The sequence below is a fragment of the Streptomyces sp. NPDC037100 genome (assembly GCF_055606225.1).
Map to the genome: position 1 here is coordinate 299,975 of NZ_JBVJSX010000004.1, position 12,010 is coordinate 311,984.

12 protein-coding genes and 1 pseudogene are annotated in these 12,010 nt (G+C 70.2%); 11 read left to right on the forward strand and 2 right to left on the reverse strand.

Annotated features, from left to right (window positions below; translation table 11 throughout):
- Positions 1 to 101: 101 nt before the first annotated feature.
- From ACZ7EG_RS15590 to infA, 7 genes are all read left to right on the forward strand, one after another.
- Positions 102 to 1,115 (forward strand): ABC transporter permease, encoded by a 1,014-nt coding sequence (locus ACZ7EG_RS15590; protein WP_471077827.1) that lies wholly within the window; start codon positions 102 to 104, stop codon positions 1,113 to 1,115.
- Complete coding sequence (locus ACZ7EG_RS15595) at positions 1,112 to 1,948, forward strand: ATP-binding cassette domain-containing protein (RefSeq protein WP_471077829.1); 837 nt, start codon at positions 1,112 to 1,114, stop codon at positions 1,946 to 1,948. Before ACZ7EG_RS15590 ends, ACZ7EG_RS15595 begins: the two co-directional genes overlap by 4 nt.
- Positions 1,949 to 2,025: 77 nt before the next feature.
- Positions 2,026 to 3,054, forward strand: a complete 1,029-nt coding sequence (locus ACZ7EG_RS15600) for a LacI family DNA-binding transcriptional regulator (RefSeq protein ID WP_471077832.1) — start codon at positions 2,026 to 2,028, stop codon at positions 3,052 to 3,054.
- Between the two features lie 385 nt (positions 3,055 to 3,439).
- Positions 3,440 to 4,453 (forward strand): LacI family DNA-binding transcriptional regulator, encoded by a 1,014-nt coding sequence (locus tag ACZ7EG_RS15605; RefSeq protein ID WP_471077835.1) that lies wholly within the window; start codon positions 3,440 to 3,442, stop codon positions 4,451 to 4,453.
- A 179-nt stretch (positions 4,454 to 4,632) separates the two neighbouring features.
- A complete protein-coding gene (locus ACZ7EG_RS15610) occupies positions 4,633 to 5,967 on the forward strand; it encodes a glycoside hydrolase family 68 protein (RefSeq protein WP_471077838.1) in 1,335 nt (444 codons plus the stop codon).
- A 370-nt stretch (positions 5,968 to 6,337) separates the two neighbouring features.
- On the forward strand, positions 6,338 to 7,132 hold the full coding sequence (locus tag ACZ7EG_RS15615) for a GNAT family N-acetyltransferase (RefSeq protein WP_471077841.1): 795 nt from the start codon (positions 6,338 to 6,340) through the stop codon (positions 7,130 to 7,132).
- Complete coding sequence (infA, locus tag ACZ7EG_RS15620; RefSeq protein WP_471077844.1) at positions 7,129 to 7,353, forward strand: translation initiation factor IF-1; 225 nt, start codon at positions 7,129 to 7,131, stop codon at positions 7,351 to 7,353. Before ACZ7EG_RS15615 ends, infA begins: the two co-directional genes overlap by 4 nt.
- A gap of 263 nt (positions 7,354 to 7,616) precedes the next feature.
- Here infA and ACZ7EG_RS15625 read toward each other — a convergent pair.
- Both ACZ7EG_RS15625 and ACZ7EG_RS15630 read right to left on the reverse strand, forming a co-directional pair.
- Positions 7,617 to 7,775 (reverse strand): annotated as a pseudogene (locus ACZ7EG_RS15625) (GNAT family N-acetyltransferase); the annotation flags it as partial.
- A gap of 82 nt (positions 7,776 to 7,857) precedes the next feature.
- Positions 7,858 to 8,454, reverse strand: coding sequence for a DUF7010 family protein (locus ACZ7EG_RS15630; protein WP_471077847.1), 597 nt, complete (start codon positions 8,452 to 8,454; stop codon positions 7,858 to 7,860).
- Between the two features lie 356 nt (positions 8,455 to 8,810).
- Here ACZ7EG_RS15630 and ACZ7EG_RS15635 point away from each other — a divergent pair, with 356 nt between their 5' ends.
- The 4 genes from ACZ7EG_RS15635 to ACZ7EG_RS15650 all read left to right on the forward strand — a co-directional run bounded on the left by ACZ7EG_RS15635 (position 8,811) and on the right by ACZ7EG_RS15650 (position 11,731).
- The gene (locus ACZ7EG_RS15635; RefSeq protein WP_402706237.1) at positions 8,811 to 9,488 is read left to right on the forward strand and encodes a glycoside hydrolase family 11 protein; all 678 of its coding nucleotides are present in this window, start codon (positions 8,811 to 8,813) and stop codon (positions 9,486 to 9,488) included.
- A gap of 20 nt (positions 9,489 to 9,508) precedes the next feature.
- Positions 9,509 to 10,165 carry a polysaccharide deacetylase family protein gene (locus tag ACZ7EG_RS15640; protein WP_471078801.1) on the forward strand — a complete coding sequence of 219 codons (657 nt, stop codon included), beginning with the start codon at positions 9,509 to 9,511 and terminating at the stop codon, positions 10,163 to 10,165.
- Between the two features lie 138 nt (positions 10,166 to 10,303).
- Complete coding sequence (locus tag ACZ7EG_RS15645; RefSeq protein WP_471077851.1) at positions 10,304 to 10,798, forward strand: hypothetical protein; 495 nt, start codon at positions 10,304 to 10,306, stop codon at positions 10,796 to 10,798.
- Between the two features lie 126 nt (positions 10,799 to 10,924).
- Positions 10,925 to 11,731 carry an SAM-dependent methyltransferase gene (locus ACZ7EG_RS15650; RefSeq protein WP_471077854.1) on the forward strand — a complete coding sequence of 269 codons (807 nt, stop codon included), beginning with the start codon at positions 10,925 to 10,927 and terminating at the stop codon, positions 11,729 to 11,731.
- Positions 11,732 to 12,010: the final 279 nt, after the last annotated feature.

Here is a 12,010-nt window from a genome sequence, read left to right on the forward strand (position 1 = left end):
GCGGCCGGCCCCTCCTCCCCGACCCGGGACGGCCGCCTCCTCGTCCTCCTGCCGCCCGACAAGGACGGACAAGGACTTCTGTCTTCCGACAAGGACCTCGCATGACTGCCACGTCCACGCCACCCTCCACGTCCACGCCTTACGCCGAACTCAAGGCGCCGACCACGGTCCGCAGACTGCTCACCCAACCGACCACCGGCCCGCTGATCGCCCTCCTCCTGGCCTGTGTCTTCTTCTCCGTATCGACCGACCAGTTCCTCACCGGCGGGAACTTCTCGCTGATCGTCCAGCAGGTCATGGTCGTCGGCACGCTGGCCATCGGCCAGACGCTCATCATCCTCACCGCGGGCATCGACCTGTCCTGCGGAGCGGTGATGGCGTTCGGCAGCATCGTGATCGCGAAGATGGCCGCCGAGGGCTCCCTGCCGCCGCTCGCCGCGATCGCGCTGGGCCTGGTCGTCTGCGGTGGCTTCGGCATGCTCAACGGGGCACTGGTGCAGAAGATCCCGCTGCCGCCGTTCATCGTCACCCTCGGCATGCTCAACGTGGCGTTCGCACTGACGCACATCTACTCCGAGGAGCAGACGGTCAGCAACCTGCCCGGCCCGCTGACGGCTCTCGGGCAGACCTTCCCCCTCGGCAAGACCGACATCACCTACGGCTCGCTGGTCACCATCGCCCTGTTCCTCCTCCTCGCCTACGCGCTGAGCAGCACCGGCTGGGGCCGGCACGTCTACGCGCTGGGCAACAGCCCGGAAGCGGCGCGGCTGAACGGCATCCGCACCTCCCGGCTGACCATCGGCGTCTACACCGTGGCCGGTCTCCTCTACGGCATCGCCGCCCTGCTGCTCATCTCCCGCACCGGAGTCGGCGACCCGCAGGCCGGGCAGACCGACAACCTCGACAGCATCACCGCCGTGGTGCTCGGTGGCACCAGCCTCTTCGGCGGACGCGGCTCGGTCCTGGGCACCTTCATCGGCGTCCTCATCGTCGGCGTCTTCCGCAACGGGCTCCAGCTGATGGGCGTCGCCTCGATCTACCAGACCCTGATCACCGGGGTCCTGGTGATCCTCGCGGTGACCGTCGACCAGATCTCCCGGAGGAAGGCCCGATGACCACGACCACCACCGAGACCCCCGTGCTGCAGGCTCGCGGTCTCGTCAAGCGCTACGGCCATGTCACCGCCATCGACGGCGCCGACTTCGACCTGCTGCCCGGCGAGGTCCTCGCCGTCATCGGCGACAACGGCGCCGGCAAGACCAGCCTCATCAAGGCCCTCACCGGAGCGGTGGTGCCGGACGAGGGGGAGATACGCCTGCACGGCGAGCCGATCCAGTTCTCCGGCCCGCAGAGCGCACGCGCCCACGGCATCGAAACGGTCTACCAGGACCTCGCCGTGGCGGCCTCGATGGACATCGCCTCGAACATGTTCCTCGGCCGCGAGCTGCGCCGCCCGGGCATCCTCGGCAGTGCCTTCCGCATGCTCGACAAGAAGCGCATGCGCCAGGAGGCCGCCGAGCACATGGCGGACCTGAAGATCGGCCTGCGCTCGCTGACCCAGGCCGTCGAGACCCTCTCCGGCGGACAGCGGCAGGCCGTCGCGGTGGCCCGCGCCGTCGCCTGGGCCCGCAGCGTCGTCGTCATGGACGAACCCACCGCCGCCCTCGGCGTCAAGGAGTCCGGCCAGGTCCTCGACCTGATCCGCCGCGTCCGCGACAAGGGCATGCCGGTCGTCCTGATCAGCCACAACATGCCGCACGTCTTCGAGATCGCCGACCGGATCCACGTCCACCGGCTGGGCCGGCGCGCTGCCGTGATCAAGCCGTCCGACTACTCCATGGCGGAGGTCGTGGCCATCATGACGGGCGCCCTCACCGTCGATGCGGCCGGAGATACTGTCGTAGCGGATTCCGAGGCCGCGAAGGCCGCCGGAGTACAGGCCACCTGACAGCGCAACCCCGCTCTCGCGTGTTCCGGCCGAGGCCGCGGCCCGGAACCGGGAGCATCCAGGAGACGGTTTACTCCATGGCAGCGAGCCGCCGACCCACCTTGGCCGACGTCGCCCGAGAAGTGGGTGTCAGCGCCAAGACGGTCTCCCGAGTCCTCAATGAGGACGGGCCCGTCTCGGCTCGGACGCGGGAGCACGTACTCGCCGCGGTCGCCAAGTTGGGCTTCCAGCCGAACCTCATGGCCCGCAACATCCGCGTCGGCGGCCCGGACACGACGATAGGGCTGGTCATCCCCGACCTGGCCAACCCCTTCTTCGGAGCCGTGGCCCGCGGGATCGAGGACACGGTCCGGGACCGCGGACTGACGCTGCTCATGGGCTCGTCCGCGGACGACCCCGAGCGCGAACGCGCCCTGACGGCTCAGTTCCTCGCACGGCGCGTCAGCGTCCTGATCGTCGTGCCGTCCGTCGGCGCCGACCACTCCGACCTCAAGTCGCACCGTACGGCGGGACTGCCCGTCGTCTTCCTCGACCGGCCAGGGGTCGGCCTGTCCACGGACAGCGTCGTCAGCTCCAACCGTGCGGGGGCTCAGGAGGGCGTCGCCCACCTGATCGCCCACGGGCACCGCCGCATCGGGTTCGTCGGCGACCTGCCGGTCAAGCTGTACACCCGCCGCGAACGTCTCGCCGGATACCGGGCGGCCCTGCAGGAGGCCGACATCCCCTACGACCGCTCGCTGGTCGCCAGCGCGCACGATCAGCAGGGGGCGGAGGCCGTGACGGCCCAACTCCTCGAACTGCCCGATCCTCCCACGGCCCTGTTCGCCGGGAACAACATCATGGCGCTCGGCATCGTCGCCGAACTCGCCCGCAGCAAGCGCAAGACCGTGGCCGTCGTGGCCTTCGACGACGTGGCCCTCGCCGAGGCACTGGAACCGGCGCTGACGGTCGTCGCCCAGGACCCCGAGGAAATCGGCCGCAGCGCCGCGGCCACCGCCCTGGCCCGCCTCGACGGCGACCGCTCCCGGGCCCGCACCGTCACCGTTCCCACGCGCCTGGTCGTCCGTGGGTCGGGGGAGCATCGCATCTCGGGCGGCGGTCACTGACGGCCGGAGGCCTCCCGCGAGCGGTGGCGCCCCGGGGAACGAGCGGTTGAGGCCGCTCGACCGGCCGCCCGACGCGGGAGGCGGCACGGACCGGCCGACTTCGGCATCCCGGCGGACGGGCACCTCCCCGGGCACCTTTCTGCTCGGGGCCGGCGGCTGACGTGCTGGTGGTGCCAAGCGGTCACCGGCCGGCGGGCGTTTCCCCACCCGGGTCTGCGTCGTGGAGCTGGTCACCCGCTGATCGTGCGAGGGCTCGGCATCGCGCCGCCGCCCGAGCCGGGCCACCGCCGGGCAGCGTCCTGACCTGCAACGGCCGCACGGGGGCGTCGGCTTCCCGCACCTGGTCCGAGCAGGCCGAGACGCGCATTCGGGTACTGTACCGGCCGTGGGAGAACGGGCGACCATCGGCGATGTCGCGGCCCGGGCCGGGGTGGGGGTCGGCACGGTTTCGCGTGTCCTGAACGACAGCCGGAATGTCAGCGAGGACACCCGCGAGCGTGTGCTGCGGGTGATCCGGGATCTGGACTACAGGCCCAACGGGCGCGCTCGCGCCCTGTCCACGGGACGCACCCAGAGCATCGCCGTCATCGCGCCCTTCGCCACCGAGCCGTCGGTCGTCGAGCGGCTGCGCGGCATCTCACACGTGTTGCACGGAAGCGACCACGACCTCACTCTGCTCGACGTGGCCACACCGGATCAGCGTGATCACCAGTACCGGGCGGTGGCGACTGGGGACCGCTTCGACGGCCTGCTGGCGATCTCACTCGCTCCCACCGACGACGACGCGAATCAGCTGGCACGGGCCGGTCTGCCCACGGTGCTGCTGGACTGTGAGCACCCGGACCTGCCGCGTGTGGTGATCGACGACGTGCGCGGCGGCATGCTGGCGACGCGTCATCTTCTGCAACTCGGCCATCGTCGGATCGCGTTCATGGGCGAGGTCGCCGACGACCGTTTCCGTTTCAGCGCGAGCGCCCGTCGGCGCCAGGGCTGCGAGCTGGCGCTGCAGGCGCACGGCCTCGCGCTCAAGGAGCCGTACGTCCGGGTCGGACCCCACGGACGCGCGGTGGCGCACCGCCTCACCGACGAGTTGCTGGCCCTTCCGGAGCCCCCGAGCGCGATCGTCACCAGTTCCGACACCCAGGCGCTGGGGGTGATCGAAGCGGCGAGTGCGGCAGGCATGACGATCCCTCAGGAACTGTCCGTGGTCGGCTTCGACGACCTCGACGTGGCGGCCTACGTGGGGCTGACCACGGTACGCCAGCCCCTGCGCACCAGCGGCGACATCGCCGCGCGCCTGCTGCTGGAACGCGTCGGCCGGTCCCTCGGCGACCCCGTCGAGAAGATGCTGGAAGTGGAACTCGTGCCTCGGCGTACGACGGCCGCCGCGGGAGCCTGATCGGCGGTTCGCCGACGTTGCATCGGTTTCCATGATCTTCCATGGCGCCGTTGCGACCGCTGCTCATAAGTAAATGTTCACCTCACAAGTTCACTGTTTTTCACAGAAACTGAGGTACTGTCAGCGATGGAACCGGTTCCGCTTCTTCCATTCGTTCCCTCTCCCCCCAAGGGTGACGTATGTACAGAGCAAGACGAGTGGCGCTCCGGCTGGCGACGGGTTTGGCAGCCCTCGCGACGCTGAGCGGCATCATCACTCCCGCTTCCGCCTCCCCCCACGACCCGTCCCGTACCGGGACTCGGCAGTACGCCGCCGACGACGACCACACAGCCGTCTGGTCCCGCGCGGACGCTCTGAAACTCCGGCAGGACAGGACCAACACCGCCCCTCGCGTGGCGCCCGACTTCCCGGTGATGACCGACAAGGTGTGGGTGTGGGACACCTGGCCGCTCACCAAGCTCAACACGAAGACCGCCACCTACAAGGGCTGGCACGTCATCTTCTCGCTGACGGCTCCCCGCTCGGTGCCCTTCGGCGACCGGCACTGGTACGCGAAGATCGGCTACTTCTACTCGCGTGACGCCAAGAGCTGGAAGTACGGCGGCGACCTGTTCCGGCCCGGCACCTCGTTCGGCTCCCGTGAGTGGGCCGGCTCGACGGCGCTCATCGGCGACAAGGTGCACTCCTTCTACACCGCCTCCGGGCGCGACAACGGCGGGGTCGACCCCAGTGACGCGCTGCAGCGTCTCGCGCAGGCGACCGGCAAGATACACGCGGACAAGAACCGCGTGTGGTTCACCGGCTTCCAGGACCACCGCATCATCGCCCAGGCCGACGGCAAGCTGTACCAGACGCTCGAACAGTCGCAGCAGGGCCCGATCATCTACGCCTTCCGCGACCCGTTCGTCTTCCGCGATCCGCGGGACCGCAAGATCCACCTGCTGTTCGAGGGCAACACGGGCGGCGCCGCGGGCACATACCAGTGCACCGAGCGTGACATAGGTGACGTCCCGGCCGACCACGAGGTGCCGGAGGACGCGAAGTACTACACGGGCAACATCGGGCTGGCCACGGCCGACGGCGAAAGCATGGAGAACTGGAAGCTCCAGCCCCCGCTGCTCTCGGCCAACTGCGTGAACCAACAGACCGAACGACCCCACCTGGTCATCCGCAACGGCAAGTACTACCTGTTCACCATCAGCCACAAGTTCACGTTCGCGCCGGGGCTGAGCGGCTGGGACGGCCTCTACGGATTCGTCGGCCCGGGGCTGCGCAGCGACTACAAGCCGCTCAACGGCAGCGCACTGGTCCTGGGCAACCCTGAGGACGCCCCGACACAGCAGTACTCGCACTACGTGATGCCCAACGGACTCGTGGAGAGCTTCATCGACACGGTCCCGACCGCCGACGGCGGGACCCGCTTCGGCGGCACCCTGGCACGCACACTCGTGCTGTCCCTGAAGGACGACAGGACGAGGCTGGCCGGTCAGTTGGACTACGGCTTCATTCCGTAGACCAGCCCGAGCGGGTCGGGGGGCGGCTGATTCGATCGGCCGCCCCCTTCCGTCGTGGCACTGCCGGCAACGGAAGAAACGGCTCAGTGGTGCAAAGCCCGTCCGCCCGCACCACGCCGGCACGCCCGGGCCGCCGACTCCGTGGCGGAGGTGGGTGACTGGATCCGCACATGGCATCGGGCGAAAAGGCTTTGAGCAAGGCGGCGAACCGCTGCTAGGTTCCCGGTGGACCGTGAAGTCGTCGTAGGGAGGTGAGCCCCGTGAACGCAGTTACCCGTGGGTGCTCCCTCAACCCGTCACGGTCCGGCGGCTGACGATCGGTGTCGCCAGGAGCGCCTGAGAACGAGGCACTCCTGGAGGGGAGACTCCGATGGACACAAAGCCTTTCGCATCCGGCCTGAGCGAGAACGCGGTGATGATCACGCGCGTCGCGGACAGGCAGTGGCACGCACTGGACGACGACCTGGTGGTCGGCCGCGGGCATGCGCACCACCGGCCCGACGGACGATTGTTCGTGAGCATCGACGCCTGGCACGACGTCGCCTTCGACCGGCTCGCCGAGGTGATGGTGGCAAAACTGCCGGCGCCGCTGTACACGGTGGTCGACGAAGCGGACGTCGAGCTGAGGGCCGGCTGGCGGCGGGCCGGTTTCACGGTCCGGCGCCGCGAGTGGGAGTACGCCGTACCGACCGACCCGCGGGTCTCCGGGCTCGAGGGGGTCCTGCCGCCTCCGGGCGTGACGATCGTGCCCGCCGGTCAGGCGGACGAGGGTCTGCTGCGGGAGGTGGACCGCGCGATCCGGGACGAGGTCGAGGCGACTGTCGGCTGGTGGCAGTCGATGCCCGCGGAGGTGATGCCCCGCACCGAAGGCGACACCGTCGTCGACCCGTCGAAGTACGCGGTGGCCGCGGCGCCCGACCGCTACCTGGGGCTGATCCGGGTGGTGACGGCGATCCGGCCGCGCATCGGGCTGGTCGCGGTCCGGGCGGGCGAGCAGCGCCGCGGCATCGCGCGGGCCCTGCTGGCCCATGCGCTGGTGACGGCGCACCGCTCGGGGTTCACCGCGGCCTGGACCGAAGTCCACGAGTCCAACCACGCGGCCACGGCGCTGTTCGAGGGCTTCGGCGCCCGGCCGGTGAGCAGCAACCTGGAGCTGGTGCGATGACGAAGAACAAGAACGTCATCGAGGTCGAGGGCAGGGTCGTCGAGTGCCTGCGCAGCGCCATGTTCACCGTGGAGCTGGAGAACGGCCACCAGGTGCTCGCGCACATCAGCGGGAAGATCCGCAAGAACTACATCAAGATCGTGCTGGAGGACCGGGTACTGGTGGAGCTCCCGCCGTACGACCTGACGCGCGGGCGGATCGTGTTCCGGTACCGGAACTAGCGGCGGTCGGCGTCTTCCGCCGTTGCGGCAGCCGTTGCGGCAGCGGTCGCGGCAGCCGGAGTGGTTGCGGCAGCCGTAGCGGTTGCGGTTGCGGTGACCGTTGCGGTTGCGGTCGCGGCAGCCGTAGCGGTCGCGGTTGCGGTTGCGGTGACCGTTGCCGCAGCGCCGTCGGTAGCGGTGGCTGATCTCTGGGGCCCGGTCGCGGTGCTCGCGCGTGACCGGGACCCGGTGGTGGCCGGCTGTGCCGGTCTGCGAGGTGTGGGTCAGAACCAGTGCAGGCAGTGCGGGGAGCGCTCGGCCCGGAAGAGTGTGTCGGCGAGGCCGGCCGCGACCGGGTGGTGGGCCCGGATGTGTCCGGCGCGCACGAGGACTACATGACGGGGGCCTACGCGGCCGAGTAGGCCGACCCGGAGGCCCCCGTCGGCCTGCGCGGCCGAGTAGGCCGACCCGGAGGCGCGCATCCCGGTCGCCGGCCGTGCCGGGCCACCCCAGCGTGAACGGAACCTAACCGCGCAGCGCCAGGTGGTACGACGAGGCCCACAGCACCAGCGCGCTGCCCAGGCCCACCACGACCCGCACGGTCTCGCTCGCGAGGCCGGACGCGACGAGCACGAACCCGGTGACCGCGACGGCCGTCAGCAGTGACGCCGTCCAGCGGTACTGCCGCTGGTCGTACAGGCGGGCGAGCGGGAAGAAGTGCAGGCCCACGACGAGGGCGATGCCGGCGGGGACGGCCTCGGGCCGGCCGGCGGCGTTGGACGCGGCGATGACGGCGAAGACGGCCACCAGCTCGACGGTGTTGACGATGCCCACGCCGCGCGCCCAGCCGGCGGGCAGGTTCACCGTCCGGGGCGAGGGCGCGGCGTTCTTTCGATGTCCGAGGTGGATCGCCGCCGCGGTGAGCAGCAGCGCCGCCACCTCGATGCAGAGCGGCGCGACATCCGTCGCCGAGCCGGTCCCGGAGGCCGCCGCCACGGCCCACAGCAGGGCGAACCCGGAGAGCACCAGTACGCCCCGGCGGCGCAGGGTGCGGGTGAGGGCGAGGCACTCGGCGTCCTTGCCGGACGGAGTGGCGGGTGTCGCGGCGGACGTTGATGTCACTCGCGGAGAGTACATGGGCCGGCCCACGACATTCTCGTGAATTGTCACGATGCCGGATTCGTCGGCATGACGGGCGACATGACCGGGACTCGATCCGGAAACGCTCCGAAACATTCGAGTAGAGGAATCCCACATTCCGCTCGAGAATGGCATCACGCCGCGCAGAACTTGCTCCTCCGCTACGGCCAACCCTCGCCTGAACAGCGAGAATTCACGACAGTCCGCACCCGTACCGCGCCGAATATTTCGCAGACGCCGCCGAAACTATTGACAGTTGAAAGGGCCCGGCCAACACTCCCCGATGACAGAGCTCCCCCGTCGACCCACCCCCACTCGGACGAGGAGGAAGCACCCCCATGAAGAAGTCACCAGGCCGCTTCCGGCTGCTCATCAGCAGCACCTGCACCATGCTGCTGGTCGCTGCCGCGGCGCTCACCATGCCGGGCACCGCGCACGCCGACACCGTCGTCACCACCAACCAGACCGGCACCAACAACGGCTACTACTACTCGTTCTGGACCGACGCGCCGGGCACGGTCTCCATGACCCTGTCCTCCGGCGGCAGTTACAGCACCTCATGGCGCAACACCGGGAACTTCGTCGCGGGCAAGGGCTGGAGCACCGGCGCCCGCCGCACCGTGACGTACTCGGGCACGTTCAACCCGTCCGGCAACGCCTACCTGACCCTCTACGGCTGGACGGCGAACCCGCTCGTCGAGTACTACATCGTCGACAACTGGGGCACCTACCGGCCCACCGGCACCTACAAGGGCACCGTCACCAGCGACGGCGGTACGTACGACATCTACAAGACGACGCGGTACAACGCCCCGTCGGTGGAGGGCGTACGCACCTTCGACCAGTACTGGAGCGTGCGGCAGTCGAAGCGGACGGGCGGCACCATCACGGCCGGCAACCACTTCGACGCGTGGGCCCGCGCCGGGATGCCCCTGGGCAACTTCAAGTACTACATGATCATGGCGACCGAGGGTTACCGGAGCAGCGGCAACTCCAGCATCCGGGTGGGTTCGTGAGGACGAGGCCCGTGCCGGCCATGCTCGTGACGGTGGCGGCCGCGGCCCTCACCGTCACGACCGTCACGGCTTCGGCCCCCGCGCCGGCGCGTGCCGCCGCCTGCACCGGCTACGTCGGGCTCACCTTCGACGACGGCCCGTCCGGCAACACGACGAAGCTGCTCGACGCACTCCGCCAGAACGGGCTACGGGCCACGATGTTCAACCAGGGACAGTACGCCGCCGCCAACCCGTCCCTGGTCCGGGCGCAGGTGGCCGCCGGCATGTGGGTCGCCAACCACAGCTACACCCACCCGCACCTGACCCGGCTGAGCCAGGCACAGATCGACTCCGAGATCTCCCGCACCCAGCAGGCCGTCGCCAACGCGGGAGGCGGTACGCCGAAGCTGTTCCGCCCGCCGTACGGCGAGACCAACGCGACGGTGAAGTCGGTCGCGGCCCGGTACGGCCTGACCGAGATCATCTGGCACGTCGACTCACAGGACTGGAACGGCGCGAGCACCGACGCGATCGTCCAGTCCGCCGCCCGCCTCACCAACGGCCAGATCATCCTGATGCACGACTGGCCCGCCAACACCCTCGCGGCCATCCCCCGCATCGCCCGGACCCTGGCCTCCCGAGGCCTGTGCGCAGGAATGATCTCCCCGCAGTCGGGCCGCGCGGTGGCCCCGACATAGGCACACGGCGCGACGGCGACCACGCCGTCGCGCCACCCGGCGGGTGCGGGCAGTCGACTGTCCGTGGCGCGCTGGTGTGCGCCGTACTTGAGTACGCGGGCTCATGACGGCCCCGCACCGCCCCCCGATCCTGGCTGTATGAGGAATCGGGGAATCGTGGCGGCCGGAGCCGCGCTTGTCGGTGGTGTGCCCGTGGCCGCCTGGGGACTGATGGGGCAGCAGAACTACGACGGGCTGCCGGCCAGTGAGCTCGACTACGCCTTCCAGCCGTGGGACATCGGGGACGGCGCGGCCGCGGCCGCCGGTGGGCTCGCGCTGGTGCTGGCGGTGGCCGGTGCGGCGGTGCTCGTGCGGGCCTCGCTGCGCGGGGCGATGGACCAGCGGTGGTGGGGGGTGCTGGGGCCGTTGATGGCGCTCGGGCTCATGGCCGGTGTGGGGTGGCGGATCCTGACCGCGGGGGGCATCGGAGCGAACATCGGAGCCGGGCTGCTGATCGTCTTCGGTACGCCGGTCGCCGCCGGGCTGCTGCTGTGGTCCCTGGCGTGGGCGTTCTGGCTGGTCACCCAGCGCCACGGGCACGAGGGCGGGCTCGGTGGCGGAGACATGGGCGGTGTCGTCTCCCGAGGGGTGTAACCGCGGGGCCGTGGCCGAAACACCACGGCGGACCAGCTGGGGGAAGGGCAACGCCCCTGTTCCGACCGGAAGTTCACCTAGGTTGGTGGGCCGGTCCCTCTTCCCCACCCCCCAGGAGGCCCCGCCGTGTCCGACGACAGCCTGCGTGACCGCATCGACACCTCCAAGCCCCACTCGGCCCGCTTCTGGAACTACTTCGTCGGCGGCAAGGACAACTACGAGGTCGACCGCGAGATCGGCGATCAGATCAAGTCGATCTTCCCGGGGCTCGTCGACGTGGCGGTCACAAGCCGTCGCTTTCTGGGGCGGGCCGTCACATATCTGGCCGGTGAGCAGGGCGTACGGCAGTTCCTGGACGTCGGCACCGGGCTGCCCACCGCCGACAACACGCATGAAGTGGCCCAGCGCGTCGCCCCGGACGCCCGGATCGTCTACGTCGACAACGACCCCATCGTGCTGGCCCACGCCAGCGCGCTGCTCACCAGCACCCCCGAGGGCAGGACCGCGTACCTGGACGCCGACCTGTACGACCCGGAGGCCGTCCTGAAGGCCGCCGCCGGCACGCTCGATCTGTCCCGGCCGGTCGGCCTGATGATCCTCAACACCCTCGGTCACGTCGCCGAGTACGAGCGGGCGCGCGAGCTGGTGCGGCAGCTGATGGCCGGGCTGCCGGCCGGCAGCCACCTGGTGATCAGCGACAGCACCGCGACCAGTGAGGGCATGATCGCGGCGTCGGAGGCGTACAACGCGAGTGGGGCGGTGCCGTACTACGTCCGGCCGGTCGCCGAGATCGCCGGGTTCTTCGACGGGCTGGAGCTGGTGGAGCCGGGCGTGGTGAGGGTTCCCGAGTGGCGGCCGGAGGGTTCTGGGGAGGCCGGTGCGGGTTCCGGGGCCGCCGTTGATGCGTACTGCGGGGTGGGGCGTAAGCGGTAGGTTCCCGCCGTCGTCGTGTGCCGCGCCGCCGGTGGCTCGTCGCGCAGTTCCCCGCGCCCCTGAGTGGGACCAGTACCGTCCGCCACCCGGCCAAGTCCGCCACCTACACCGGTCGCGCAGTTCCCCGCGCCCCCGAGTGGGACCAGTACCGTCCGCCACCCGGCCAAGTCCCTCACCACCGGTCGCGCAGTTCCCCGCGCCCCTGAGTCGGACCAGCACCGTCCGCCACCCGGCCAAGTCCCTCACCACCGGTCGCGCAGTTCCCCGCGCCCCTGAGTC

Coding starts and splice junctions, on each gene's coding strand:
- ACZ7EG_RS15590 (WP_471077827.1), top strand. CDS start 102: ATGACTGCCACGTCCACGCCACCCTCCACGTCCACGCCTTACGCCGAA.
- ACZ7EG_RS15595 (WP_471077829.1), top strand. CDS start 1,112: ATGACCACGACCACCACCGAGACCCCCGTGCTGCAGGCTCGCGGTCTC.
- ACZ7EG_RS15600 (WP_471077832.1), top strand. CDS start 2,026: ATGGCAGCGAGCCGCCGACCCACCTTGGCCGACGTCGCCCGAGAAGTG.
- ACZ7EG_RS15610 (WP_471077838.1), top strand. CDS start 4,633: ATGTACAGAGCAAGACGAGTGGCGCTCCGGCTGGCGACGGGTTTGGCA.
- ACZ7EG_RS15615 (WP_471077841.1), top strand. CDS start 6,338: ATGGACACAAAGCCTTTCGCATCCGGCCTGAGCGAGAACGCGGTGATG.
- infA (WP_471077844.1), top strand. CDS start 7,129: ATGACGAAGAACAAGAACGTCATCGAGGTCGAGGGCAGGGTCGTCGAG.
- ACZ7EG_RS15635 (WP_402706237.1), top strand. CDS start 8,811: ATGAAGAAGTCACCAGGCCGCTTCCGGCTGCTCATCAGCAGCACCTGC.
- ACZ7EG_RS15640 (WP_471078801.1), top strand. CDS start 9,509: ATGCTCGTGACGGTGGCGGCCGCGGCCCTCACCGTCACGACCGTCACG.
- ACZ7EG_RS15645 (WP_471077851.1), top strand. CDS start 10,304: ATGAGGAATCGGGGAATCGTGGCGGCCGGAGCCGCGCTTGTCGGTGGT.